The 26,700-nt window shown below is 56.4% G+C and carries 22 protein-coding genes and 2 tRNA genes; 9 read left to right on the top strand and 15 right to left on the bottom strand.

Annotated features, from left to right (window positions below; genetic code table 11):
- Positions 1 to 114: 114 nt before the first annotated feature.
- Positions 115 to 282 (bottom strand): hypothetical protein, encoded by a 168-nt coding sequence (locus Pla52o_RS26625; protein WP_197168983.1) that lies wholly within the window; start codon positions 280 to 282, stop codon positions 115 to 117.
- Between the two features lie 199 nt (positions 283 to 481).
- A complete protein-coding gene (locus Pla52o_RS04200) occupies positions 482 to 976 on the bottom strand; it encodes a hypothetical protein (protein WP_146593284.1) in 495 nt (164 codons plus the stop codon).
- Between Pla52o_RS04200 and Pla52o_RS04205 the strand changes: the two genes are divergently transcribed.
- Together Pla52o_RS04205 and Pla52o_RS04210 are read left to right on the top strand one after the other, a co-directional pair.
- Positions 962 to 1,990, top strand: a complete 1,029-nt coding sequence (locus Pla52o_RS04205; protein WP_146593285.1) for an L-threonylcarbamoyladenylate synthase — start codon at positions 962 to 964, stop codon at positions 1,988 to 1,990. The genes Pla52o_RS04200 and Pla52o_RS04205 overlap by 15 nt on opposite strands.
- Positions 1,991 to 2,302: 312 nt before the next feature.
- A complete protein-coding gene (locus tag Pla52o_RS04210; RefSeq protein WP_231612070.1) occupies positions 2,303 to 3,880 on the top strand; it encodes an AAA family ATPase in 1,578 nt (525 codons plus the stop codon).
- A gap of 82 nt (positions 3,881 to 3,962) precedes the next feature.
- Here the strand turns inward: Pla52o_RS04210 and Pla52o_RS04215 are convergent, their stop codons facing one another.
- From Pla52o_RS04215 to arfB, 4 genes are all read right to left on the bottom strand, one after another.
- Positions 3,963 to 4,592 carry a response regulator transcription factor gene (locus Pla52o_RS04215; protein ID WP_146593286.1) on the bottom strand — a complete coding sequence of 210 codons (630 nt, stop codon included), beginning with the start codon at positions 4,590 to 4,592 and terminating at the stop codon, positions 3,963 to 3,965.
- 103 nt (positions 4,593 to 4,695) lie between these two features.
- Complete coding sequence (locus tag Pla52o_RS04220; protein ID WP_231612071.1) at positions 4,696 to 6,162, bottom strand: ATP-binding protein; 1,467 nt, start codon at positions 6,160 to 6,162, stop codon at positions 4,696 to 4,698.
- 19 nt (positions 6,163 to 6,181) lie between these two features.
- Positions 6,182 to 6,916, bottom strand: a complete 735-nt coding sequence (locus Pla52o_RS04225) for a UvrB/UvrC motif-containing protein (RefSeq protein WP_146593287.1) — start codon at positions 6,914 to 6,916, stop codon at positions 6,182 to 6,184.
- Between the two features lie 198 nt (positions 6,917 to 7,114).
- Positions 7,115 to 7,543 (bottom strand): alternative ribosome rescue aminoacyl-tRNA hydrolase ArfB, encoded by a 429-nt coding sequence (gene arfB, locus Pla52o_RS04230; RefSeq protein ID WP_146593288.1) that lies wholly within the window; start codon positions 7,541 to 7,543, stop codon positions 7,115 to 7,117.
- A 151-nt stretch (positions 7,544 to 7,694) separates the two neighbouring features.
- On the opposite strand from arfB, the gene Pla52o_RS04235 reads away from it, so the two are divergent.
- Positions 7,695 to 9,050, top strand: coding sequence for an outer membrane protein assembly factor BamB family protein (locus Pla52o_RS04235; protein ID WP_231612072.1), 1,356 nt, complete (start codon positions 7,695 to 7,697; stop codon positions 9,048 to 9,050).
- Positions 9,051 to 9,126: 76 nt separating this feature from the next.
- Here Pla52o_RS04235 and Pla52o_RS04240 read toward each other — a convergent pair whose 3' ends face one another.
- A complete protein-coding gene (locus Pla52o_RS04240; protein WP_231612073.1) occupies positions 9,127 to 10,389 on the bottom strand; it encodes an FAD:protein FMN transferase in 1,263 nt (420 codons plus the stop codon).
- Between the two features lie 289 nt (positions 10,390 to 10,678).
- Between Pla52o_RS04240 and Pla52o_RS04245 the strand changes: the two genes are divergently transcribed.
- The 3 genes from Pla52o_RS04245 (at position 10,679) to Pla52o_RS04255 (ending at position 11,588) form a co-directional block, all read left to right on the top strand.
- A tRNA-Ser gene (locus tag Pla52o_RS04245) sits at positions 10,679 to 10,767 on the top strand.
- A gap of 121 nt (positions 10,768 to 10,888) precedes the next feature.
- Positions 10,889 to 10,961, top strand: a tRNA-Lys gene (locus Pla52o_RS04250).
- Between the two features lie 243 nt (positions 10,962 to 11,204).
- Complete coding sequence (locus Pla52o_RS04255) at positions 11,205 to 11,588, top strand: group I truncated hemoglobin (protein ID WP_146593291.1); 384 nt, start codon at positions 11,205 to 11,207, stop codon at positions 11,586 to 11,588.
- A 31-nt stretch (positions 11,589 to 11,619) separates the two neighbouring features.
- On the opposite strand, the gene Pla52o_RS04260 is transcribed toward Pla52o_RS04255, so the two are convergent.
- From Pla52o_RS04260 to Pla52o_RS04285, 6 genes are all read right to left on the bottom strand, one after another.
- The gene (locus tag Pla52o_RS04260) at positions 11,620 to 12,159 is read right to left on the bottom strand and encodes a type 1 glutamine amidotransferase domain-containing protein (RefSeq protein WP_146593292.1); all 540 of its coding nucleotides are present in this window, start codon (positions 12,157 to 12,159) and stop codon (positions 11,620 to 11,622) included.
- Positions 12,160 to 12,228: 69 nt separating this feature from the next.
- A complete protein-coding gene (locus Pla52o_RS04265) occupies positions 12,229 to 12,567 on the bottom strand; it encodes a P-II family nitrogen regulator (RefSeq protein WP_146593293.1) in 339 nt (112 codons plus the stop codon).
- 510 nt (positions 12,568 to 13,077) lie between these two features.
- Positions 13,078 to 14,514 carry an ammonium transporter gene (locus Pla52o_RS04270; protein WP_231612074.1) on the bottom strand — a complete coding sequence of 479 codons (1,437 nt, stop codon included), beginning with the start codon at positions 14,512 to 14,514 and terminating at the stop codon, positions 13,078 to 13,080.
- A 930-nt stretch (positions 14,515 to 15,444) separates the two neighbouring features.
- On the bottom strand, positions 15,445 to 16,959 hold the full coding sequence (gene proS, locus Pla52o_RS04275) for a proline--tRNA ligase (RefSeq protein ID WP_146593294.1): 1,515 nt from the start codon (positions 16,957 to 16,959) through the stop codon (positions 15,445 to 15,447).
- 291 nt (positions 16,960 to 17,250) lie between these two features.
- Positions 17,251 to 19,689, bottom strand: a complete 2,439-nt coding sequence (locus Pla52o_RS04280) for a flagellar hook-basal body complex protein (RefSeq protein ID WP_146593295.1) — start codon at positions 19,687 to 19,689, stop codon at positions 17,251 to 17,253.
- An 83-nt stretch (positions 19,690 to 19,772) separates the two neighbouring features.
- A complete protein-coding gene (locus tag Pla52o_RS04285; protein WP_146593296.1) occupies positions 19,773 to 20,216 on the bottom strand; it encodes a flagellar hook assembly protein FlgD in 444 nt (147 codons plus the stop codon).
- 348 nt (positions 20,217 to 20,564) lie between these two features.
- On the opposite strand from Pla52o_RS04285, the gene Pla52o_RS04290 reads away from it, so the two are divergent.
- Positions 20,565 to 23,051, top strand: coding sequence for a sodium-translocating pyrophosphatase (locus Pla52o_RS04290; protein WP_146593297.1), 2,487 nt, complete (start codon positions 20,565 to 20,567; stop codon positions 23,049 to 23,051).
- Between the two features lie 25 nt (positions 23,052 to 23,076).
- Positions 23,077 to 24,057, top strand: coding sequence for a dihydrodipicolinate synthase family protein (locus tag Pla52o_RS04295; RefSeq protein ID WP_146593298.1), 981 nt, complete (start codon positions 23,077 to 23,079; stop codon positions 24,055 to 24,057).
- 490 nt (positions 24,058 to 24,547) lie between these two features.
- On the opposite strand, the gene Pla52o_RS04300 is transcribed toward Pla52o_RS04295, so the two are convergent.
- Both Pla52o_RS04300 and nrdR read right to left on the bottom strand, forming a co-directional pair.
- Entirely contained in the window at positions 24,548 to 25,237 is a 690-nt protein-coding gene (locus tag Pla52o_RS04300) for a glycine zipper domain-containing protein (RefSeq protein WP_146593299.1), read from the bottom strand.
- A gap of 209 nt (positions 25,238 to 25,446) precedes the next feature.
- Positions 25,447 to 25,917 carry a transcriptional regulator NrdR gene (nrdR, locus tag Pla52o_RS04305; RefSeq protein ID WP_146593300.1) on the bottom strand — a complete coding sequence of 157 codons (471 nt, stop codon included), beginning with the start codon at positions 25,915 to 25,917 and terminating at the stop codon, positions 25,447 to 25,449.
- Between the two features lie 315 nt (positions 25,918 to 26,232).
- On the opposite strand from nrdR, the gene Pla52o_RS04310 reads away from it, so the two are divergent.
- On the top strand, positions 26,233 to 26,628 hold the full coding sequence (locus Pla52o_RS04310) for a DUF4339 domain-containing protein (RefSeq protein ID WP_146593301.1): 396 nt from the start codon (positions 26,233 to 26,235) through the stop codon (positions 26,626 to 26,628).
- The last annotated feature ends 72 nt before the right edge of the window (positions 26,629 to 26,700 follow it).

Genomic DNA, 26,700 nt, shown 5'->3' on the forward strand with positions numbered 1-26,700 from the left:
ACGGCGTTTTGGGTGTCCTGGACACTTTGCTGTGGCCGCGAGCGACTGGGGCTTTCGCTCGGAGGCCCGAGAGGGGGCGGCGTGGCTCAGGCGGGCGGTGCGGTTTGCACTTTCTTACTCGCCATCGTGTCCCGTGTTGCTTCGTAACACATATTGGCGTGAGTTCTTGCTCGCATCTAAACAAATCGCTGCCACGATCCATTCCAGCGTTGCCGGGGGCGGCAAGGGAGCGGTTTGAGTCTGCGGTTGAACCGAAGTCTCCTTCGTTCTGGCATCAGTCATGACTTGCATTGTGGGCACCTGCGGGAGTAAGGGCTGTGTTTGAAAGGGAGAGGGTAAAGGAACCTTATGGAGAAACTCGAAATCAATCAAATTTCGCCATCGGGGTAAGTCGGTTGCGGGACACGCATGTCCCGTTGCCTCATCAGGCGTATCCAATGTGCAAGGACCGCAGAGAACCGACGCAAAAAATCACTTTTTCTTAAAAAAAGGATCCGCCGTTGAGTTGTGGTCGTTTGTTCATGACTCTGAGAGCGGTTGCCACTTTTGCTTGCTCCGAAGAGAAGGCGACCGGCTCGCGGTGCCGCTGACCTTCGCTCTGTTTTGGGAGCCATCGGAGATCGTATTCAAGTCGACGCGTCTCCTTTTTTATTGCCTGCGAGGGGATTAGATTGAGTTCAGCGAGATCTAATCCCGAGGGGGCGTTTCCTGCTTGGTTTGAGGGTACCGCAGCGGTAACAACCTTGATGGGAGATGTCGTTTTTGCCCTCCTGGCCGCCACTGAGAACCGTGCGAGATATCGAGAATTGATGCCAAGACACCCACGCCATATCGTGTTTGCAACGGTTTTGGCGATTAGGGGGGCGATGGGGAAAATCACCGCGTGATTTTTGCCGCCCCGGGTGTTCACTCCTTCCTCCAATACTCCTTCCTCCAATTCAGTTCCCAAGCTCTGACCTTCATGACTTTGATCCATTTGCCATCGGATGACGTGCTTGATCGAGCCTGTGCTTTGCTGGCTACGGGGAAGCTGGTTGCGATTCCGACCGAGACGGTTTACGGACTTGCTGCCAACGCATGGGATCCAGACGCGGTAGCGAGGATTTTTACAGCGAAACAGCGTCCCCCGAATAATCCGTTGATCGTTCATGTGGCTTCGGTGGCGCGAATCGGTGAAGCGGTAGCGTTGCCGCTTTCGTCTGAATTGCAGTGGCAACTCGATTGTGTGATTGATTTGTGGCCTGGCCCGCTGACCGTCGTGTTACCACGTTCGCAGCGTATTTCGGACATCGTCACGACGGGGCGCGACACGGTGGCGGTGCGAATCCCTTCGCACAGCGTCGCGTTGCGTTTGCTCGAGCGTTGTCCATTTCCCATCGCCGCACCGAGTGCGAATCGTTCGAATTACGTTAGCCCCACGACTGCCGAACATTGTGTCGGGACGGCCGCGTTACCTGGAATTCACGATTTTATCGAGCTTGTGATCGATGGCGGCAACTGTGATTTCGGAGTCGAATCGACCATCGTGGCGTTGCGTCCAGAGGGGCCAAAACTGCTTCGTCCGGGAGGAGTGACCGCCGAAACCCTGGCAAAACGCTTTGGCATTTCAGTGGATCAACTTACCGAATGCGAAACTCCCGCGGCGAGCGGAACGACCGCCATGCAGGCGCCAGGAATGATGAAAGAGCATTATTCGCCCAGGACTCCCTTGCGTTTGTATCCGTCCGACAGGGAGGTGGCATTGCCAAAGCGGAGCGGACGGATTGCTTTCCAGAAACTGGATCCGGTCGATGCGGCTCGCTACGTCATAGTGGAAACGCTGAGTGAATCGGGGGATCTTGGCGAAGTGGCCAGGGGGTTGTTCGCGGCGCTGCGTCGCTTGGATCAGGCCGAGCTCGACTTGATTGTGGTCGACACTTGCGAATCGAGCGGAATGGGGCTGGCGATCATGGACCGTCTCCATCGCGCCGCGGCGAGCGGTTCTCGCTAGGACGCCACCCTTGCCGTTCATCGGCCGGCGGACCGCTTTGCGGTTACTTTAGGGGCGCTGTTTGGGGGAATCGCGAAACTCCGCTGCCGTCACCAACACGGATGTCAGCCGGGACCTGGAGTAACGATTGCAACGATGCAACGGAAGATACCGGGTGTCATGAACAGGAGGGTCATTCTCATTTTCGTCGTCCGACGTGATTTGCTTCCGCTTCCTGCCGATAACAAAGGTGGCGATTGAGTCAGACGAATGCGCCGGTTCATGTCTGTTCCGGCGATAGCGATTGATCCTGAATTTTTGAAGATGGGTTGCATGAACTACGCAAAACCTTCCAGCGACGCGAAACAGAGTGCAGCGGAAGATCAACTCGATGCACTTTTATCTCGAATTCACTCGCTCAGTGGCGAGAATTCAAAATCGCAAGGAGGTGAGGGGGCCCGTCCCAAACAAGCTCCGCGTCCTGCTGCCGCTCCCGCCCCCGTGCGCGCACCGCAAGCGACGGGCGCACCGCAACCGTCCCCTGCACCACTAACGCCCGCTGCACCGCAAGTGACCGCTGCATCGCAAGTAGCCGGGGTGCCGCGACAGCGAGAGCCGAGCATCCTTGGATTCCAACCGTCACGTGACGAGCCCTGGCGTCCCTCGGAGCCCTTTGATGCCTACGAATCACGCATCAATGAAACGCTGCTTGAGGCGATCATCTATCGTTTTTTAAGAACCGTGGGCGAGAGCGAAGGTCGCAAGATTGCCGATCAAGTCAAGTTGCCATTCCGCATGGTCGAGCCGATTCTAAATCGTCTTAAATCCGATCAGCGGGTTGCGTACAAGAACTCAACCACGACCAATGATTACGTTTACGTGCTGACGGAATCAGGCCGCGAGATCGCCCGGTTGATGCAGCAGGATTGCACCTATTATGGGGCGTGTCCGGTAAGTTTGTCGGATTACATCAGCAGTGTTGGCAAGCAAACGATCGAGGGCCAATTTCCCAAGCGGCCTGACCTTGAGCGTGCGTTTAGCGACCTTTTGATCAGCCCTCAGATGTTGGTCCGGCTCGGCCCCGCGGTTGCCAGCGGCCGTGGGATGTTCCTGTTTGGATTTCCCGGTAATGGGAAGACGTCGATTGCCGAACGCGTGACGGGGGCGTTTGGGAAGTACATTTGGATTCCACGTGCGATCGAAATCGATGGTGCGGTGCTACGGATTTACGATCCGATGAACCATGAAATTGCGATGCCCGAAGCGGGCAGCGGCATCCTGGATATCGGCGGATTTGACAAGCGTTGGGTGCGAATCAAGCGGCCGACGATTGTTGCCGGGGGGGAATTGACGCTTGATATGTTGGAGGTGCAGTCGAATTCGGAAAGCAATATTTCCGAAGCCCCACTGCAATTGAAGAGCAATTGCGGCACGCTTGTAATCGACGACTTTGGTCGCCAAAAAATGAGTATCGATCAGCTGCTCAATCGCTGGATCATTCCGCTGGAAAAACGCTATGACTTTTTGAACATGGCCAATGGAAAAAAAATCCAAGTCCCGTTCGACCAATTGGTCATCTTCAGCACCAATCTCGAACCCAAGGATTTGGTTGATGATGCGTTTTTGCGTCGGATTCCTTATAAGATCGAAGTCCCCAATCCGCCCGAAGCGGACTTTCGGAAACTATTCGAAATCATGTGCAAGGTGACCAAGATCCCCTACAACGCGGATGCCATCGATTACTTGATCACCACGCATTATTTGCCGGTCAGCCGCCCGTTTCGAAACTGCCAACCGAGAGACTTGTTGCTGCAGGTTCGCAACTATTGCATGTACAACGATTTGAGGGTGGAACTCAAGAACGACTATTTCGACTTTGCCGTCGACAACTACTTCTCGGTCATGGATTGAGAACGTCGCAGCGCGTCGTGGTCAAAGCGTGTAGGCGTTCGGCAGCAGCAGAAGCATGTGGCAACCTCCCACGGAGTTGCGTTCACTCGTCCTCGTCGAGTGCATCCTCGGCGTCAGGAATCGCCGGATCTTCCGGAGCCCGTTTGCGCAGTTTGCGTTGCAGGGATCGGCGATGGATCCCCAGTCGACGTGCGGCTTCGCTGATGTTGTTGCCGCATTCGGAAAGCACGCGATGGATGTGTTCCCATTCGTTGCGAGCCAATGAGGGAGCCGGAAACGCGGTGGCGCCGTCCGGGACGCTCGGTTCGACGCCCCGCACAAAGGCGGACAAAATGTCGTCGGCGTCCGCTGGTTTGCTCAGAAAGTTCACCGCTCCGGCACGCACGGCATCGATCGACGCGGGGATGCTGCCGAAGCCCGACAACAGAATCACACGCGTGCTGGGTCGCATTTGCAACAGCTTTCGCAGCAGTTCTAAGCCGCTTTTTCCAGGCATGCGCAAATCGAGCACGGCAAGATCGGTAGGACGTTGGCGAAAGACTTCGACCGCTTGGTCATAATCGCCAGCCATTTCGACACGGAACCCTCGTTGCTGCATTGCCAGCGACAAACGTTCGCGTAATACCAGTGTATCGTCCACCAGTAAAATGCTGCCTGCACCCACCGTTGCCGCATTGTAAACAGGGGGAGTTTCGCTTGTGGGGTCAATCATTTGATCTAACTTTCGCAGTGGATCCGCTTCCACGTGCATGATAACACATCGTCGCTCAAGGCCGAACCATTGCAAACTATAATCACTCGCATCGATTTGTCGATCAGGACGTGAGGTCGTTTGTTTCGCCCGAGGGGTAAAGCAAACTTGATTCAGGGGGTGTTTTCGCTAACGGGCGGATGTCGTCTTGCTCAAGTGGTAGACGAACGATTGCCCGAGTGCCTTGTTCGGGACTGGATTGAAACGTTAACTTGCCACCTAGTTGCGAGATCACGTTCCGCGTCAAAAACAATCCAAGCCCGATCCCTCGCCCCGGTTCTTTGGTGGTGAAAAAGGGGTCGCCCGCACGCTTGAGGACATCGTCGGTCATCCCTTGGCCGCTGTCGTGTACCAAGAGTTGCAATTGTTGGTCGACAAGGGTCGCCTTGACCCGGACGCGTCCTTCGCTGCCGCTGGCATCGAGTCCATTGTGGATCAGGTTGCGGATTGCTTGCGCGACCGCTTCGCGAGGGACCCAAAGTTCTTGGTTCTCGACCCGGTCACTGCCATCGTCCACGTCGACTCGGTGCGGATCACGGATGCCTTCGAGTGTCGCATCAATCAGGTCCCCGACCGTGGTTTGATCCCAACGATCGGCCATTGCATCTCCTGCGGCCGAACGCATGCGAGCCAAGATTTGGCGACACATTTCAAGTTGTCCATCGATTAATTTCAAATCGGTGTCGACCGAGGGTGGTTTTTCACAACCTTCTAAGTGCCGCGACAGCTCTCGGACAATCACGTCAATCGTTGATAGCGGCGTTGCCAATTCGTGCGCGGCTCCCGCGGCTAACGTGGTCAATCCCTCCAACCGATGGCTGGCCGCCTGAGCCGCTTGGGCACGCCGCAGTTCGCGTTCACGATTTTGAAGTTCACCGGCCGTTCGCGTGACATAGTAGGTGACCACGGTCGCGCAAGTCGAAAAGGCAAACAGCAAACCACCGGTGTGCAAATTGAAACCGCTGCCGGGTTGTCGAATCGTGATGCCTTCGACGGGAACATTAAAGCCTAGCAAGATCATGTAGCCCACGATCGCAAACGCCGTCATCGACCAAGCCGGGCGTGGCCGAATCATCACGCCACCCACTGCGAGATTTACAAAGTAGAAAAAGCTAAACGGATTGTCCGCGCCTCCGCTGAAGTACAGCATCAGCGTCAACGTGACCAAATCGAGCAGCATCAGGGCGAGGGCCACCGATTGCAGCAAACTCGGGTCGTCGGCTTCGCTGACTCGTTCCGCGGTCGGGCGTGCCGAGCCGACGGCCGGTTCGGTAACACCGACCAGTGTCGATTTGCCGGTTTGTGTGTAACGCAGCCAAATGACACAAACAAGATTTGTGATGGCGGTGATGGCAATCAAGATCAACAGAGGCGTAAACAGCAATTCGACGTCGGCCAAAAAGACCGCGGCCAAAATGGTGATCAATTGCCCCGCAACCGCCATCCAACGCAGGTGGAGCAGCCACGTGAATGATCCACGCCGTGCTGGCGCGATCAACGGAATCGGAATGGGCTCGCGAGGCGTCGGCACGATCGGGGTGTCCCTCGGCCTAGTTGGCTTCGCGACGGGTGAGTTCGTCACGAAGTTTTGCGGCTAACTCGTACTGCTCTTGTTCGACCGCAGCGGCCAATTGCTCTTTCAACGTTTTACCAACCGAGTATTCATTGCGCAATGATTCACGCATCTCAATCAAACGGACGACCAACTCGTCTTCTTCGAAATGATCCTCCGCTTCGTGCTTGATAAAGAATTGGTGAATCACCTCGAGCCCTTGGTTGATCGCTTGGATGGCTTCCTCGGCGGTGTGATCTTCCAACTCGCCGAGTGCTTGCGCTTGGGTGCGGTGGAATAACACGAACGGACGGTATTGTTCGTGAGCGGAACCCCAGTCCTCTTCCGGACTCATCTCGCTACTCAGGTCCATCAAACGCAAGGTGTGGTCCGCATCCATCACCGCGCGATGATAATACTGGAGTCGCAACCAGCAGATTCGTCGGTGATAGAATTGCATGAACTCGCGATCGACTTCGTTGCACTCCTCTTCACTCAACTTATGTTCGGGATCTTGCAAACGAAGATGTTGCAAGTGGTCCAGGTAGGTTTCGCTCTCATCGTAGACAGCCCCATCGGGGCGCCCGGTCGTTTCGAGCTGGAGCATCCCCATATCGACCCGCATTTGGATGACATCGCGTCCATCTTTGCCTTTGACCAATCGGACATTTAGATTTCCGGGATCAAATTCCCATGTGGAAAGAAGTTCGTCAAAGTGCGTTGCTCGCTTCATCAATCCGTTCTGTTCAATAAGGAATAAAACCGGCTGTTCCGCGCCGAACCATGAGTATAACAGCCCACCTAGGCCGGTGAAGCATTGTTGACATTTTAGCTTGCATGCCGTTGGTTTATGTGAATCCGACACATTCATGGCGTCGATTTGTGGCAAAGCGGCGTAAAGCCGCCCCGCTTTGGGGGCGACGCCAAGGCGTTAGTCGTCCGCGCGTGGGCCGCGGCGGTCGCTTTTTTTCTGCGAGTTCTGCCGTTTTTTGTCGAGCCGTCGCCGCTGGCTTCCACGCGTCGGCTTGGTCGCCTTGCGGGGCGTCGGAGGCGCCTGGCACGCTAATAGCATCTCCGCCAATTTGCTGCGAGCATCCGCTAGATTACGAGCTTGGTCGCGATAACGCTCGCTGTGCAGCACCAGTTCGCCTTCGCGGGTGATGCGATTTTGATAACGGGTCGTGAACCGGCGTCGCCAACCGAGATTGAAACCCGGACAATCGGCCATCGACCACCGTAAGGTGACTTTGGAGTTCACTTTATTGACGTTCTGGCCACCTGGGCCGCTGCTGCGTGCGGCAGTGAAATTCAATTCCGCAGCCGGAATCGAAAGCCGGGCATTTACAAAAAGATCGTTCATGGTTCTGCGGTAGATTGTAGACGTAGCGAGAAGCCGTGTCGGGGAATGTTGGTATCCCTTGGAGTCCCCAGGACACGCTAAGTTGGTGGGGAATTTAAATTTTTAAGTCGTTCAGAAAATACAAACCGGAGACGTTTGGATGGTTTTTGTCGTGCGTTGTCAAGTTGTGATTGCGATCGGAATCTTGCTGCTGGGCGGGGTCTGCGGAACATCGCTGCCCGTCCAAGCCGAGGATTCGACGCCGCGTTGGCCTCGTTTGCTGGGCCAAAACTATGACGGAAATGCGGAGGTCGAGCAAACGTTCGATTGGAAGACCAAGCCGAAGTTGCGCTGGGCACTCGATGTCGGCGAGGGGTACGGACTCGGATCGGTATGGGGGAACGAGTACTTTCAATTTGATGCCGAATCCACCGCAGCGGGTGCCGTGGAGCGAATCCGTTGTATCGACCTCACCGACGGTGAAGTGAAGTGGCAAGATGCACGCCCGTTGAATTATCGTGATCTATACGGCTACGAAAGTGGTCCACGGACTACCCCGACACTGGATGCGGAGTTTGTGTTCACTTTCGGAGTTGCCGGCGATCTGGTGTGCCGCGATCGCAAGACGCATCAAGTGCGTTGGTCGGTCGATACGAACAAAGAGTACGGCGTCATCCAGAACTTTTTCGGGGTCGGTTCATCACCGTTGTTAGTGGATGATCTAGTCGTCGTGATGGTCGGCGGCAGTCCTGCCGAAGACGCCAGCATTGCTCCAGGGCGATTAGACCGGGTCTCGCCCAACGGCTCGGCGCTGGTGGCGTTTGATCGCAAGACAGGAGTCGAACGCTGGAAGTGTGGTGATGATCTGGCCAGCTATAGCAGTCCGCGGACGGTCCAAATCGATGGAAAAACACTCATCTTGGCCTATGCACGCGAGCACTTGATGTGCGTCGAACCGGCGACTGGCAAACTGCTCTGGAAACACGCTCATCGCGCCGATCTGCTCGAAAGCGCGATCGCGATGACCCCCGTCGTTTCGGCGGACCAAGTTTTCATTAGTGAGTGCTACCAAATCGGAAGCGTGCTGTTGAGCATGACCGACAAGAGCGCCGAGGTGATTTGGAAAGACCCGCCGTTCAATCGCCGCAGTCAAGCGATGCGGGCACACTGGGCAACTCCGGTCTTAATCGACGGCCACCTTTACGGCTGCAGTGGCCGCAATGCGCCGGACAGCGATTTTCGCTGTATCGAATGGAAGACGGGCAAAGTGAAGTGGACCGACGACCGACGCACGCGTTCTTCCGCAACGCGGGTCGGCGACGTGATGTTGGTGCTCGAAGAGCGAGGGACGTTGCAAGTGATCAAAGCTAACTCGGAAAAGTTCGAACTGATCAACGAGTGGCGACTCGATACAAGCGATGGGGACACCCCGCCGATTCGCTATCCATGCTGGGCTGCACCCATCGTGGTTGGCAATCAGCTCTTGGTGCGAGGAGACCAACGCGTGCTCTGTTTTGAGTTGCAGTAGGCCGCTTAAGCTCGCCGCTTTACGCGGTCATGGTCTTGATGTTTCGAGCTTTGCCGTTTCGGCTTCCCTGCGAGGGTTAGCGGCCGGCGAAGTCCGTCGGGGGAATCGATTCGGGAGGATCAATCCAGTGAAAGTCGCCTAGCGTTTCCAGCGACGCCGAATCCTGTTTGATGCCTCGATGAACCATCAACGCGGCGGAGATTTGTTGCTGTTGGAATTGATCACGGACCGCCTCGGATCCTGAAACGAACAGCCCGGTTGCCAAGGCATCGGCATCGGCAGCATGGTCCATCAACAGGGTTAACGACAACAGGTCGCCAGCCGGGTATCCGGTGCGAGGGTCGATCACGTGACCGTAGCGACGGCCCTGGTGGTGGAAAAATTGTTTCCCCGATCCGCTGGTCGCTAAGGCTTGGTCGCGCAGCCAGATGCCGGCGAGTCGGCGATTCGGTTTGGTGGGGTGGGCAAGCCCGACAGCCCAGCCGAGACCGCTGCCGGGCGTTTGGTCACCGCTGGCGATCACGCTGCTATTACCGCCGTGGATCAAAAAGTCGCGGACGCCTCGGCTTCGTAAATGCTTGGCGAGTCGGTCCAACGCATCCCCTTTGCCGATGCCTCCTAGATTGATCGCCATCCCAGGGACTGCAAAGGCAACACTGCGATCGGCGGGCGCCAGACGCAAGTGTTGGTAACCAACGCAATCGCATGCCTTTTTAATTTCCTGTGCCGTCGGTTTCTTGCCACTGCGTTGGGTGAATCCCCAAGCTTCCACCAGCGGTCCAGCGGTGACGTCGAAGGCACCGCCGGTTTGAGCACCCCAGTAAACCGCTCGCTGTAACAGCGAGAACGTGGACTCCGAAACGACGACCGGAGTTTCGCCCGCGAGGAGGTTGATCCGCGAAATTTCACTCGTGGGGCGATAAATGGTCAGATCGGCTTCGATGCCTTCAAGCAAGTCGGCCGCTTCGACCGCCGCTTCGACGGCAGCCCCCGGGCTGTTGAGGTCTGGGCTGTTGAGGTCTGGGCTGCCGAGCACGTCAACTTCGGTGTCCGAGCGGTGCCGATGCGATGGAGTCGTCCGGGAGTGGTCCGAGTCGAGGCTGGGCAACAGGATCACGAATTCGGTTGCCATCGCTTTGCGAGTGACTTGGCAGATTGAGTAGGAATCCGAAGTTGACGAGGGGGGCGTTGCGGCCGAGCCGGTTGACACTTCCGTCCCCGATGGGGTGGCTTTAGGGCTCTGCTCTTGGGGGGGCGAGTCAGAGTCGTGTTGTCCAGCGATGCGTTGACCAGAGAGGCGGGACGGAAATTCCTCGGCAGGAGAAGGTGACTGATTCATCCAGAGGGTCGGTGTCTTGGGGAAACGGGGGGCGATGGAGGGAGTAAAAGTTTAGAAAAATTTTGCCAGCGTTGCGAACTTGGGCGTTTACGGAGAGGTCTGTTGTGGAGCAGGGGCGGGATTTACCGCTGAAATCGGCCTTAAACGGGAGGAATATGCGGTTCGGACGGGTTGCGGAGCTAACTTCAAAAAAGGCTGCCAACATCTGCCCAGTGTGGGTTGCGTTTTCGGTGCTGATTCAGCACAATCTGGCCTGCTTGATTGAAGTTTACCGAAGCAGAGCAAATGAGGAGCGGTGGCTGAGTGGTCGAAAGCGCCGGTTTGCTAAATCGGTGACCCGGGAAACTGGGTCCGCAGGTTCGAATCCTGTCCGCTCCGCTTAGTAGATGACCCAAAAGCATAAAAACCAAGACTAGCTTGGTTGCTCTTGGGTTTTTTATTCGGTATTTCTTGAGTCGAGTGATTTTCTAGCCGGTTGGTTTTCCAGCCGAAGAAAATCGAGGGCGTAGCTCAGTCGGTAGAGCAACGGACTTTTAATCCGTTGGTCCTGGGTTCGAGTCCCAGCGCCCTCACTTCCTTCGCAAGAAAAAAGAAACCCGGTATCCCCTTCAGGATGCCGGGTTTTCTTTTGCTCCTTTTGAATGCATCGCAGATTCTTAATGGCTTCGCGAGTTTCTTTTGGGTCTCAATTTCTTTTGGACCTCAACCCAAATCGGGCGCGCTGGCACGCTTTGAATCTCGAGCGTTTTGGTATGTTAGCTTGTGTTCAAGCTCTCCCGTGAAGCAAGCCCCTCGTGAAACAAGGCATCAGTGAGATGGATCAAAATTCGCCGGAATTGTTCGATCGTATGGGAGGAGCCGATGCGCTTACCGCGATCGTTCAAGATATGTATGAGCGTATTTTCCAGGACCCCGAGCTCGCTCCGTTCTTTGCAAACGTACGACGTGATCACTTGCGGAAAATGCAGTACGAGTTTTTAGCGTCGGCGTTCAATGGCCCGGTCAATTACACCGGAGCCGAGTTGACGGGGATTCATCACCATCTTGGGATTAACGCCGTCCACTTTGCCCATTTCTGTAACCACTTTGCGGAAGCCGCGAGAGCCCACGGAGCCGCGGAAAGCGATGTCGACCAAGCCCTCGGGCGGTTGGCGACTTTCAAAGACAGTATCACCGGCGATACCAACGTCGATGGCTAATTCGCAGGCGAGACTTCGCGTGGGTTGCTGATTAGGATCCGCTCATCAATCCGATGATCGCTCGGCAAAAATCGGGCAGATCGTCGGGACGACGACTGCTGATGTGATGCCCATCGACGACAACGGCCTGGTCTTCATAGGTCGCTCCCGCGTTAACAAGGTCGTCCTTGATCCCCGGGGATCCGGTCACGCGAACGCCACGATAGACGCCTGCGGAAATGGGGATCCAACCGCCATGGCAAATCGCGGCAATGGGCTTTTGGGCGGCATCGAAATCGCGAACCAATTGCAATAGCTTGGGATCGCGACGCAGTTTGTCAGGCATGAATCCACCCGGTACGACCAAGGCATTAAAGTCGTCGGCGGCCATGTCATCGATTGCCGCATCGCTCGTACAAGGGTAGCCGTGCTTGCCGTTGTAGTGTTGGTTCGCCTTGGGGCCGGCAATCGTTGTCGTTGCCCCCGCCTCTTCAAGTCGTAGCTTGGGGTACCACAGTTCGAGGTCCTCGTAGATTTCACCGACTAGGATCAAGACGCGGTTGCCGGTTAGGGGGAGTGCAGCGTTCGACATGTTGGAACTTCTTTGGCTGGGATTACTTCGACGGGGATTTTGTTGGCTGGAATTTGGAGTGAGCGGTGCTTAGATCGCTTCACTGCCTCGTTCCCCGGTGCGGATGCGAATGCAGTCGTCCATCGGTAAGACAAAGATTTTGCCATCGCCAATCTCACCGGTGTGCCCGCCCGCAAGAATCGCATCGACGGTGGGTTTGACGAATTCTTCGTTAACCGCGATTTGAAGTTGGACTTTTCGCAAGAGATTGACACCGAACTCGTGGCCTCGGTAGACGCCGGTTTGCCCTTTTTGGCGTCCGAATCCTTGGCAATCCATGACGGTCAAACGAAACACCTCGACCTGGGTTAAGGCTTCCTTGACGGCTTCGAGCTGGCTCGGCTGGATAATGGCAATGATTAGCTTCACGACTCAACACGATGGGGAAAGGGGGGCAGCGAGCGGCGCGGCGACTCGCACGGAGAAAACAGACACGACTGCCGCATTGTACGTCGCCAGTCCGCAAGGGCGTAGGGCGGCGCCAAGTCCCGATCTCGCCGATAGGAGTGTCGTCGGGCGACTCGGCGGGAGAGAAAGAAAGAACCCCGACCCGGACGAGTGAGGCGGACACGCGTCGCGGGTCGTTGGGGTTCAATCTGGCTCCGTGAGGAGCCAGGAAGTGAGGGAAACTTCGTCGGAACAGGCCCCTGAAAATGGCCTGTTCAATTGGTTCCGCTAACTGGTCGCCTTGCCAGCGGGTTTACCGGGGTGCCCGTTTTACCAGGGTGCCCGTTTTACCAGGGTGTCAGTAAAGCCCCGGTGTTCTTTGAAGTCAGTCTGCCTAACCGGGCCGCTCCGCCGCTGCAGGGTGAGATCCATCTCGTGCAACGGCGGAGCCGCGAGGTAGGTAGCTTGCTTCGATTCCGACATGCTAACTCGTTACGCGGTCACGCTTGCGCCGTAGGGTTCCGACGGGTAGGCATGCATGCCGTGCTCGGACACGTCCAAACCTGCTTTTTCTTCTTCCGGCGAAACTCGCAACATGCCGATCGCTTTGAGTACGAGGAACAATGCGAACATCGTCGCAAATGCCCAAGCACAGTACGACAGCGTGCCCACGAGCTGAATCATTAGTGAGGTGCTACCGCTTTCCAGATGGCTGTTCGGAAGCAGCCCGATCGCCAAGCAGCCCCACATGCCACAGAGTCCGTGTACCGGCCATGCGCCGACGGGATCATCAATTTTCAATTTGTCCAGTAGCATCACTCCGAAGACGACAAGGCCTCCAGCGATCGCACCGACAACCACTGACCATCCATTGGTGAAGCAGTCGCAACAGGCGGTGATGCCGACGAGTCCGCCGAGTGCACCATTCAAGCTCATCGTTAAATCGGGATGCCCAAACAGGATCCAGCTCAGCAGCGTGGCTACCACGACACCCGCCGCAGCGGCCAAGGTGGTGTTCACCGCGATCAACACGGTCGCATCGATATCGCCAGTCCCTTGGAAGGCAAGTTGGCTGCCGGGATTAAACCCATACCAACCGACCCAGAGGATGAACACGCCAAGTGCGGCAAAGGTGATGTTGTGTCCTGGCAGCGGAACGGACTTTCCATCCGAAGTGAATCGTCCCAGTCGTGGGCCGAGAATGATGGCTCCAGCAAGGCCGGCAAAGCCCCCTACCGCATGGACCACGGCCGAGCCAGCAAAGTCTTGGAAGCCCATGCTCCATCCATCCGCCGTCTCGACTCCGAATTGCATCAACCAGCCACCGCCCCATTTCCAGAAACCACTGATCGGATAGATCAGTCCCGTCAACAGCGCGCTGTAGGCCAAGTAAGCACCAAACTTCATTCGTCCGGCAACCGCACCCGAAACAATCGTTGCCGCCGTCGCTGCGAAGACAGCTTGGAACAACCAATCCACTTGAGGGCTGAATGTTCGATCCGCCGCCGCTTCGTAGATGCCGTAGTGGGGCATATTGAAGTAGGCGTTCGGATCGCTCACATAGCTTCCCGCGTACATGATTGAAAAACCAAACGCAAAGAACAGCAGGGCACCGACGGCGAGATCCATCAAGTTTTTATAGAGAATGTTGACCGTGTTCTTGGCCGAGTTCAGCCCCGCTTCGACCATCGCGAATCCGGCTTGCATGAACAAAACCAGTACGGCACAGACCATCAACACAAAGTTGTCCAAGGCATAACCGACACCCAGATCGGCCGTCGCCTCAACCACATCCGCCACGACGGGGTCGCTCACCGCCGCCACTTCCTCTTGGGCCAATGCGACCGGCGCGAACGCCATGCCGATGCCTAGCCCTAACCCCAAAATCAACATCGCCGAGAACCTCGGCATCCGTAAGCCGTAACACATAAAACCGCCTTTTTCTGAAAAACTTGAACAACCAAGCACGATGAACACGCCTTGAAGTGACGGTTACGATCGAGCCAACATCGCCAAGAAAATGCTTCCTCCCACTCTCATGATCGTTTGTCGACATTGCCGTCGCTGAGAAAGTGGGATCGCTTTCTTGGTGAAGGGACTCTTAGCACCGGGTGCGCCAAACGTAGGTGTTGAGTTTTGTTTTGTGTTGTAAGTGCTTTACAGTTATGGCTTTGTGGGTATTGGAAAAGGTTTGTTTCTTGCTCGGGGCGATCTTCGGGCCGATTGGCTGAGCTAGTGAAGCAGGCACGGTTAAGCGGATTTGCCTTGTTTCTGTGCATTTATTAATGTGCCGACCGGGGGGCCTGCAACGCGAGGTTCCGTCGGGAATCGTGGTGCTGTAGCAGGGCGATGATGATCGGCGAGGACGCTGGTGATCTCGGCGAGGACGCTGCGATGGGCGGGACGCTGCGATGGGGGGCCCCCTCTCGCACCCATCGATCATGGGGCGATTGGGACGGAAGCGGCCGGTGGCGATGGGCCGGTGGCGATGGGAGTGAGGGTGGCGACCATCATCGCCGCCTGATGGGCAACCTGCGTGCAGTCGCGAAGCAGCTGGCGGAGAGAAAGCGAGGCCGCCGGCGCAGAAGAAGGGGCCACCGGCGCAGAGGAAGCACAGGGCCGTGTGATCGTCCGTTGCACGCTCCTGACGCTGGACAGGCCGGTTCGCAGGGGGCGGGAATGCATCCCAGCGGGATTGCGTCCAAGGACGCCTCTACCTCCGCTGCGACAGGCACGTGTTTAGCGGTTGCGAAGATTCGTTTAGCGGGCGAAAAGATAGGTAGCGGGCGAAAAGATGGGCGAGGCGACCCCGACGCGCTACCGCGTCGGGGGAAGTTGCTGCGACGCCTCGGTGATGCGCTAGTAGGCCTTCGCGAAGATCGCTTTTTTGGCCGCCGGACGGCCTGTTGCAAAACAGACGCCGCTGACATCATTGTGGTCGCGTGGCACGCAGCGAATCGTCACCTTCAATTCTTTTAATAGCGCATCAATCGACGCTTCATCCGCGAAATAGCAACGCGCGAAGCCGCCGTGAATCTCGGGTTGCGCTTCGTTTTTGGGGGTAAAGAACTTACGGAACTCGGCTTCGTTATCGATATCGACGGTGTTGGATTCACGCAACTCGAGAGCGCGATCGAAAAGATTCTGTTGCATATCAGCAAGCGTCTTGCCGATCGTTTGAATGAATTCGGCTCGGGGCAGCCCGACACTTTTGGCTTGGTCCCGTCGGCCTACAAAGACCGAGTTCTTCTCGATGTCTTTGGGGCCGACTTCGATGCGGATTGGCACGCCGCGTTTGACGTGATGCCATTTCTTTTCGCCGCCGCGGACGTCTCGATCGTCGACCTCGACGCGAATGGGCAGGCCCGCATAGGTTTGTGCCATCAACTCTTTTTGCAGGCTCGCGACGTACTCCAAGACCTCCGCTCGCTGAGCCTGGTCACGATAAATCGGTAGGATCACGACTTGCGAGGGAGCCAAGCGTGGAGGCAGGACAAATCCGTCATCGTCACTATGGGTCATGATCAGTGCACCGACCAATCGGGTGGATACCCCCCAGCTAGTCGTCCAGGCAAATTCGCGATCGCCGGCTTCGGTTTGGAAGGCGATCTCTTGAGCTTTGGAGAAATTTTGGCCGAGGAAGTGGCTGGTGCCCGCTTGCAGTGCCTTGCGGTCTTGCATCATGGCTTCGATCGAAAGCGTGTCGACGGCCCCAGGAAAACGCTCCGCAGCCGTTTTGCTGCCGACGATCACGGGCATCGCCATCCAATTTTCGGCAAAGTCCGCGTAGACGTTGATCATCCGTTCGGTTTCTTCGATCGCTTCGGCGGCGGTGGCATGCACGGTATGACCTTCTTGCCACAAAAATTCGGCGGTCCGCAAAAACATGCGAGTGCGCATTTCCCAGCGGACGACGTTGGCCCATTGGTTGATCAGAATCGGCAGGTCACGATAGCTTTGCACCCATTTGGCATAGGTTGCACCGATGATCGTTTCGCTCGTCGGACGGATGATCAACGGCTCTTCGAGTTTGCCCGCGGGGCGGAGACCTCCATCGGGGTCGGGCTCGAGTCGGTGGTGCGTGACGACCGCGCATTCTTTCGCGAAGCCCTCGACATGTTCGGCTTCCTTTTCCAGAAAGCTCATCGGGATCAAGAGCGGGAAGTAGGCGTTTTGGTGTCCGGTGGCCTTGAACATGTCGTCCAGGGCGCGTTGCATGTTCTCCCACAATCGATAGCCCCAGGGCTTGATCACCATGCATCCACGCACGGGGGAATTCTCGGCCAAATCGGCAGCGCGAATGACCTGTTGGTACCACTCTGGGTAATCGTCCGCGCGAGTCGGTTGGATGGCAGTTTGAGGTGGTTTGGCCATAGAATTACGAGACCGCGATGGGGGGGAAGGCGAGTGTGAGCAAGGGAGCTGGAAAGTGGACCACCGGTGGCAGAAAACGTGACCAAACGCTGATTGTGGGCACTGTTGCGTTTTTGCCTAGACCCCGTTGGCCAAGTCCAGGTATCGGGATGCGGAGATGCATCCGGTTCGTTGTGGAACGCTTGGCCGTGAATGTCGCCCAAGCTCGCTCCACCGACGAGAGCCTCGCCAACCGGCGGCGCGGTTGGAGGCAAAAAGTAGGCCGCAAAAATGAGGCTAAGTCGACCCGCGTTAACGTCGTAGATTCAAGAGCTCGTCGAGCAATTGTTGGCTGGTCGTGATCACGCGGCTATTGCCTCGATATTGAGTGCTGGCGAGCACGAGTGAGATCAAGTCCTTGCCGATGTCGGTGTTGCTAAGCTCCAAAGCACCTCCGATCACGCCGCCGATCCCGTTTTCGCCGGGGCCACCTTGGACGGGCAAACCGGTGTTGATCCCTTGAGCGTACAGGTTCAAACCACGCGATTCCAAGCCAGCCGGGTTAGCGAAACGCGCCAGTTGGATTTTGCCAAGGTCACGGGAGATGCCGTTGCTGAACACCCCTCGAATGCTTCCGTCTTCGCCAATTGCGTAGCTGGTCAACACCCCCGGCCCGCTGCCGTCTTGCTGTGTTGCCGCAAGCGTAGCGTTTTGCGTTGCCAAACCGGAAACCTTTGTGAAGTCGACCTTGATTTGCAGCGGCGAAACACTGGGGGTACCTTCTCGGTTGATCGCAATTTGATCGTTGGTGGCGGTAACGAAGTTGCCGTTTCCATCAAATTTGATCAAACCGGTGCCGACCGAGATGTCGGTGCCATTTGCGGTTTGGTTGTCACTGCTGTCGGCATACCAGCGATAAATGGTTTGTTCATTGGTACGACTTTCGAGTGTCGTGGACATCCGCACCTTGACCGGAACCCCGAGTGAGTCGTAGACGACGAAGTCGCTGACCGCGCTCTGGCCGGTGGCTTCTTGGACGGTGCCAAAGGCGAGATTGGGCGTGGTGACGTTCCCGTTGCGCGCCGTGATCCGAAAGGCTGACAGGTCGATGTCCAATGCATTCGATGTGCCGGTGTTGCTGACAAATTGAATGGTGCCGTCTTGGATGTAGCCCCCAGGAGAAATGGTGCCCGATTGGCCCGGTAAGGTATTCTCGGAGGGAGGAATTGGATTTCGAGCGTCGACTTGAACGGTTTGGATGCCGGAGGAGTCCTCGATGAAATCGATGAAATCTTGTAACGTCGTGGTCTCGGTGATTTCGAAATCTTGGGTCCCTAACGCACGCTCTCCTTTGCGACCGCTGTAGCTAAGGGTTCCCAGTTCAAACGCCTTTTCGTATTTGACGCCGTCACGCTTCAGCACGTCGGTCAGCAAGGTGCCTGCGTTGATCTGAGGACCATCCATGTCGAGCAGTTTGTTCCCGCTGGTGGTCAAATCGGCGATTTCGGCATCCGATTTTCCATCGGTAAAGGTTTCGCCCGGGGCGACCGTGTCGACTAAGTAGAAGTTGTTCTGGTCATTGGACAAGTTGCGGTAGATCTTGATCTCGTTGTAGTTCGGAAACCCGTCGGTCAGTCCGGGAACCGGAGGGGTCGGAAATCCCGAGAGCGAAATGCGACCGTCAACGATGTTTTGCGGCCCGATTAAAACGCTCGGGCGTGTTTCCGGTTCACCCGCACGGCCGTACGTCACCATGTAGGTGTAGTTCCCCGTCAGCTTGGTATCGTTAAGCGGCGTGGGCGAGAGTGGCGTCGCACCCGTATCGTCGAATGTGGCTCCCGCGGCAGCCGAACCGAGACGGAAAAACTCGTTCCCATCGGGGCCGGTGCGATAAATGTTCACGGTGGAGTAATCGCCCCCGTTGGGGTCCACCGGAAGCGCACCCAGTTCGACGCGTCCACCCGCCCCTACGGTTGCGTTGATGACACCACTAGGTGCCGCTTCGTTTCCTTGGCTATCGACCAGGGCCACGCGGTATTTGTAGGTGCCTGCGGCCAACGTGCCGGCACCACTGGTGTCGACCGTCACGCCCGTGGGGTCCGACAACGGAGCGCTGGTGACGGTAATGCCGCTGGCATCGGGCTGAGGTACTTTGGCGTCACCCAGACGCAGACTTTGGATGATCTGGCCTTGGGTTGCGAGATCACCTTGGGGCGTCAGTGTGCCTTCAAACGAGACATTAGAGGTGACCTTGGCAACGCTTTCGGTGCCCAACGGAACCGTCATCGGTACTAACTGGGACTCCTGCAAACGAAATTGCTCGTCGACGCCATAACCGAGCAAACGCTGACCCGTGGAATTGACCAATTCGGCGTTGCTGTTGAGTTTAAAGATGCCGTTGCGAGTGTAGAGACGTTCACCCGAACTGCCTTCGACGATGAAGAAACCATCGCCTTGAATTGCCAAGTCGGACGGACTGCTGCTGATCTCGATCGTCCCTTGGTTGTGGTTCGAAGCGATTTCCGCAACTTGAACCCCTAGTCCAATTTGTCGTGGGTTCGTCCCGCCATTGTCGGGCGTCGAGCCACCGCCGAGCGACAAGGTTTGCAGGAACTGTGTCGCAAAGACCGCCTCGGAGGACTTGAAGCCGACCGTTTGCGAGTTCGCCAAGTTATTGCCGATCACATCGATTTGTGTTTCGGCAGCTGAAAGTCCCGTCAGAGCGGTGGTCAGTGCTGAGGTTAATCCCATCGACTAAGTTCCTATTCGCGTCACCGAATAGAAAGGCGTCGATTTTGAGCGGCTATCGAGCTCACTCACGTAATCGTCAAATTCTACCCAGTCTGAATTTCTCGAATGTTCTTAATCTCCATCGTCTTTTCACCCACGTGAACTTTGACAGAACGTGAATTGTTCTCGTCACTAGTTTCCACGGTGATCCGATCGACCACGCCATTGATGTTGCTAGCATCGTCTGCCAAGCCTTCCACGGTGCGGCCGATCAGCCCGCTCGCGGTGACCAACTCTTGGCTGTTGGAGAGATTCGTTAGCGTTTGGGTCAATTGATCGGTGGCCCCGATTTCGCGAATTTGGCCGATCTGTTGGATCATTTCGGCATTGTCGGTGGGGTTCAGCGGATCTTGGTTTTGTAATTCGCTAATCAACAGCTTCATGAAACTGTCGGTATCGACAGAAGAAAAGCTGTCATTGGTGCCGGTCTGGCCCGTTTGCTCTTGGGCGGTGAATTGAGAAGTACCGGTTTGGCCGATTTGCGACATGGTCGAAGCCCTTTTTTAGGGATGAATTTTCGATGCGGGGGGAGGGACTCTCGATCAATACGTTCTTGTACGCGATGGAACGCAGATCTGACGAGAGCAATCTTTTTTCGTTGGAGACAAGTTTTCACTGCTTGCAAAACAAGCGACGGGATGTATAGGCACATATTCTTCCCGTTTCGCCCTTCACGGACGGTGTTCCTACCGTTGCGTGGAGGTTGGGCGTCGAATAGCCTCTTAGAGTCTATCGGCGAAACACAAGCGTTGAGTTTTTTCGGCGTTGACTCGTTAGATGCACTCCTCCCTTGCTCCCCTGCCTGGATTCAGTTTCAAAACCTAAGGAATGAAATAATGTTGGCGTTGCTTGTCTGGTTAATTGCCTGCGGCTCCTCGATTTTGGCGTTGGTTTGGGCTTACCGTTTCTATCGTGAAATGATGCAGGCCGATGAAGGCAACGAATTGATGCGAGAGATCGCTCAAAGCGTTCGTGAAGGTGCTGACGCCTATTTGAAACAGCAATACAAATGGGTCGCGATCGTTTTCATTTTTGTCGCTGCGTTGCTAGCGGTGGCTGCATTCGTGTTGAAGGTGCAGAATGCGTTTGTTCCGATCGCCTTTTTGATGGGCGGATTCTTTAGCGGGCTTTGCGGTTGGTTTGGAATGAAAACGGCGACCTATGCGAGCAGTCGCACCGCCGCGGGAGCCCAGCGTTCGCTCAATGACGGATTGCAAATCGCGTTTCGAAGTGGCGCGGTGATGGGGTTGACCGTGGTCGGCATGGGACTGATTTACATCTGTTTTTGGTTTGCGGTTTTGTATTGGTTGTTGCCCATGATCGGCGGCGGCAAGTATGCGATGACGTTGCAGCAGATCTCGGTCGCGATGTTGTCGTTTGGAATGGGGGCGAGTGCGCAAGCCTTGTTCGCGCGTGTCGGCGGTGGCATTTTTACCAAGGCGGCCGATGTCGGAGCGGACTTGGTCGGCAAGGTCGAGCAAAGTTTGAAGGAGGACTCGCCACGTAATCCTGCCACGATTGCGGACAATGTCGGCGACAACGTGGGCGACGTCGCGGGCATGGGGGCCGACTTGTACGAGTCGTATTGTGGCTCGATCTTGGCGGCATCCGCGCTGGGGGTCGCCGCGTTCCAATCCAGTGCAGGATTGCCCGAAGGCTATGATGCGACCTCAGCCCAATTGCAAGCGATGCTGCTTCCGCTGGCGATTGCGGGGGTCGGGATTTTGTTGTCGATCGTGGGGATCTACGCTGTCCGAACCGGGGAGGAACCATCTCAAAAGGCGCTGTTGAAGGCGTTGGGCAAGGGGATCAACCGATCGTCGTTGTTGGTCATGGTTGCCGCTGTGGGGCTTTCGGTGTGGTTGATGCCGCCGGTTCCCGGCACGATGATCCTGGGCGTCATCCCGGGAATCGCCGTTAGTATCATCGTCGGTTTGGTCGCGGGATGGGGCATCGGTCAATGGACCGAACGCGTGACGAGCGATGAGTATCCGGCGACACGCAAACTCGCCGGGCAAGCTGAAACGGGCCCCGCCACGCTGATTATCGGCGGGGTGGCCGACGGCATGTTAAGCACCTGGGTTCCCGTCGTGATTGTGTGTGCGGCGATGTTGCTGTCGTTTGGGTTCGCCAACGGAGGATCGTTCAATGAAATGAATCATTTTTCGTTAGGGCTCTACGGCGTTGGCATCGCGGCCGTCGGAATGCTGAGCACGCTGGGAATCACGTTGGCCACCGACGCTTATGGACCGATCGCCGACAATGCGGGCGGCAACGCCGAAATGTCCGGCTTGGAAGACATTGTGCGGGAGCGAACCGATGCACTCGATAGTCTGGGCAATACGACCGCCGCGACCGGCAAGGGATTTGCGATTGGCTCCGCTGCGTTGACGGCGCTGGCGCTGTTGGCGGCCTACGTCGAGGGCGTTCGGGATGGAATGGTTCGCTGGGGCGATGATTACGTGCTCAGCGAAGCGGTGACCGACGATGGGGTGTATCAGATGACGCCCGATTTGATCCTCAACAAGGCAGGCGACGATTCGGAGGTTTTCCTGGTCCTCAATCCCTCATTGGATAAGGACGTGCAAGTCAAAGAGTGGCGAGCCTTAAGCAATCCGAAACTCGATGAAACGATCGTCTCCTTGCCCGGTGAGAAGCATTATGGGCGAGTGGAATCGATCGGAGCTGCGATCGTTTCGGTGCGGCATGCGAATTTGAAAGACTTCCTTCTCTTCTACGATGCGACGGTGATGAACCCTCGCGTCCTGGTGGGAGTTTTCTTAGGAGCGATGAGTACGTTTCTGTTTTGTGCGATGACGATGAAGTCGGTGGGGCGTGCCGCCCAGGGGATGGTGATCGAGGTCCGCCGACAATTCCTTGCCAATCCCGGCATTTTGGACGGTTCGGTCAAGCCGGACTACGAGACGCCGGTCAACATCAGTACCAAGGCGGCTCAGCGAGAAATGATTCTGCCCAGCTTGTTGGGGCTGCTGATGCCGATCCTGGTCGGCTTGGTGCTGGGCGTCGGGGGAGTGTTGGGGTTATTGGTCGGCTGTTTGACGAGCGGGTTCTGTTTGGCCGTCTTCATGGCCAATAGCGGTGGAGCCTGGGATAACGCGAAAAAGTATATTGAGGCCGATCATCACGGCGGAAAAGGGAGTGATGCTCACAAAGCAGCGGTTGTAGGGGATACCGTTGGGGATCCTTTTAAGGATACTAGCGGTCCTAGCTTGAATATTCTGATCAAGTTAATGAGTATGGTGAGCGTCGTCGTTGCAGGTTTGGTGGTTCGTTATTCGCTCGTCGCGATGGGGATCTTCTAGGCCAATGTTAGAAACATAGCAGGCTATGAGTAAACGTATTTCTGGGATTTTGACTCCACACATCACCCCGGTCGATCGCCATGGGCGGGTCGATGAAGACCGTCTCTGTGGTTATATCGATTGGTTGATTGAACGCGGCGTCGACGGGTTGTACCCCAACGGCAGTACCGGTGAATTTGTTCGATTTACTCCTGAGGAACGCCGCCGGATCATTCGTGTCGTCGTCGACCATACGGCCGGTCGCGTGCCGGTGTTGGCCGGAGCCGCCGAAGCGAACGTCAAAGAAACCATCGCGGCCTGTGATGCCTATGGTGAAATGGGGGTCCGCGCAGTCGCAATCGTGGCTCCGTTTTACTACCGCCTCAGCGACCAAGGGGTGTACGCCTACTTTAAAGAAATCGCCGATACCGTCTCGGTCGATGTGACGCTCTACAACATTCCCATGTTTGCGTCGCCGATTGAGCTGCCCACGGTGATCCGCTTGGCGAGCGAATGTCCGCGAGTTGTCGGGATCAAAGACAGCTCGGGGGATTTGCCATTCATGATGCGGATGATTGCGGCCATTCGTCCGATGCGGGACGATTTTTCGTTCTTGACCGGATGGGATGCATCGTTGGCGGCGATGTTGATCGCCGGAGCCGACGGGGGCACCAATGCGACCAGCGGGGTTGTGCCTGAGTTAACCCGCGCGCTGCATCGCGCCGTCAAAGCGGGAAACATCGACGACGCAATCCGACTGCAGTACCAATTGTTGCCGCTGTTTGATGCCATGCTCGGATTGGGTGAGTTTCCCGAAGGATTTCGCGCCGGAGCCCGATCGCGGGGTTGGGATCTCGGACCAGGGCGTGTCCCGGTTTCCGAGCAACAACGTGATGCGATCGCGAGAACTCAGCGAGAAATCGACGCGTTGGTTTCGGGAGTCACCGAATGCGGATCGGGAAAGCAGACCGTGTTGCCCGCCGATACGATCGAGCAAATTGTCCAACGAGTGCTGCGGCAATTGTAAGGCGTTTTCCGCAGCGAACCCAGAAATCCCAGACGACTTGAAACGCTTCGCGAGTTTGGGGCGCTTCGCGGGGGCCAAGCATAGGCAACGAGACATCGCACTTGGCTGGGGTGTTTCAGCTGAGGTGTTTCGATTCAGCCCCGATGGGCTTGGCGTTGAAAACTAGGCGAAGGTTGGGGACTGCCGAGCTCCATCGACTGGGGGGGGCAGTTGCATCGACTGGAGGGCTCTGTGCCGTCCAAGTTGACCGGGGCCGTCCGAGTTGATCGGGGCCGTCCGAGTTGATCGGGGCCGTCCGAGTTGACCGGGGCCGTCCGAGTTGATCGGGCGAAATGCCGAGGATCGTGCGCAAATTCACCAGAACAAAGGTTGCGATGCGGCCAAACTCGGCGGCCGAACTCGATGGCCATGGGGGGGGGGCGGTCAGTCTGACCCGCTCCCTACTCTCTTTACCGTGCACCAATGTTTAGGTGCACTCCGGGATGAAGCTTTAGAATCCGATATGGATTGAGCTGCCGCGGCGGCGCGGGTGGTGGCCATGGTGGTAGTCGTAGTGACCATGGTGATAGTAGTGCGGACGATAGGTCGGCACGATAATCGGTTCATGGACGATCACCGGTTGTCGAACGACGGGTTGGGCGATGACGGGCTGGGCAACACGCGATGATCTTTGGATCCCGGTGGGGGCTTGTTGCATTGCTGAAATCACCGCTTCACTTACCCCTTGTTGGTGCAAGGCGATGATGTCTGCGACTTGCAAGGTTTGTTGAACCCCGCGTTGGCGAACTTGGTTGGAAATCACCGCATCGCTAAGTCCACTACGGCTCATCGAAACCACATCGGCAACGGAAACGGCCTCTTGGGTCGCTGCGAGGTTGGATTGTTGAGCTTGGTATTGCTGTTGTTGCGATTGGTAGTATTGCTGTTGTTGTTGATATTGTTTTTCTTTGTCCGAAGCGTTGCCGAGCAATCCACCCGCGACGGCACCGACGACGCCCCCGATGGCGGCGCCCGCACCCGCTTTGTCGTTATGGTCACCGATCAAACCGCCCGCGACCGCACCGGCTAGTCCACCGAATGTCGCACCCCGTTGGGTTCCCGCTTGACCATAACCAACGCTTGGCAAGCAAATGGCCATCGAAGCGATGATCAACCATCGAAAGCTTGTTTTGGAAATCATATTAACGCGTCCTTGCAATACCCGCGGATGGCGAAGCCCAGCTTCACCCGCCCCGCAGCATGAAATTTGTTGTAGCGCGGAATTGTTGTGTTGTAGCGCAGAGATCAACCGTCCGAAATAGATGATCGAACCGATCCTCAGCGTTGTTTGAAACTATCTAATAACTTTCAGAGCGGTTTGAGAACAATGCCAATTTTTTCGGAAAAAGCCTACCGGGGCAGATCGGGATCGCGGTCGGCGATGTTTGAAATCGTGCGAATAAAATCATGGGCGTCATCAAATTCGCGGTAAACGCTGGCAAAGCGAATGTAGGCGACTTGGTCGAGCGACGCCAAGTGTTTCAGCACGATGTCGCCAATTTGCCCCGCCGTGACTTCGGAATCAAACGATTCGTAGATGTCGGCCTCGATCGTTTGCACCACTTGCTCAATCTTGGAGCTTTGGATGGGACGTTTTGAACAGGCGCGTTCAATCCCGCGGCGAATCTTTTCACGATCGAGCGGTTCTCGAGTTTCGTCGCTTTTGACCACGCGAACATTGAGCTGTTCGAGCTTCTCCAGCGTCGAGAAGCGTCGATGACAGGACGAGCAGACTCGTTTTCGGCGGACCATATAACCGCCTTCGGCGGCTCGTGTGTCAAGAACACGGTCGTTATCAACGTGACAGTAGGGACAACGCATGCGTGATTCGACTTCAATGATGGGGGCGGTGTTTCCGTAGTATCGGAAACCGAGGGGCTGGGCCGCAAGGGCTTGGGGGCAACGCAAATTGAGTATTGTGAAGCTGCGATTCGGCTGACGTTTCTCGGGGGGCTGTCGCTCTTGGCATTCCAACGCGATACAATCGTGATTGCGTCCGATCGGTGAGTTCGGGCGAACCGGGGGGGCAGCTCGGTAGTAAGCCCGGTCGTAAGCCCGAATGCGAGTTCCATTTCTCCGTTGCGAGTCAATGGAATTCGCTGCAATGAATTCTTAGCGTGGTAAGAGGAAATTGGCGTGGCCGAGTGGTATATCCAACAGCTTGATGCGCCTGAAGACATTGGCCCTTTGCGCCCCAGTGATCTGTTGATGAAGGTTCGCGCGGGCGACGTCAAACCCGATACGTTGATTCGCAAAGATGATTCAGCATGGTTTGTCGCCGCAGAGGTGGGCGGTTTGTTCGAAGCGGCAATGCGTCCGACGATCGAATATTTTTGCCCCCAATGTGAACGCCCCGTCAATGAACCGCCCGTGCGTTGCGGAAACTGTGGCCGAGAAATCCACAAGGCACTGACGCGGATTACGGAAAACACCATCTCCAGTGGCTCGGTGATCCCTGGTCAACCGGGACGCTCGGTGCAAAGTTGGCTCAAACGCAAAATGCTACGTCGCCCTCAAGATGGCGAAGCGTAGCACGTTGCGATTTACATTGTTGCCTTGCATCGAAGGCGGATGAGGTAAGGCATCGCCGATCTGCAGAGCCCG

The organism is Novipirellula galeiformis (assembly GCF_007860095.1).
Lineage (GTDB): Bacteria > Planctomycetota > Planctomycetia > Pirellulales > Pirellulaceae > Novipirellula > Novipirellula galeiformis.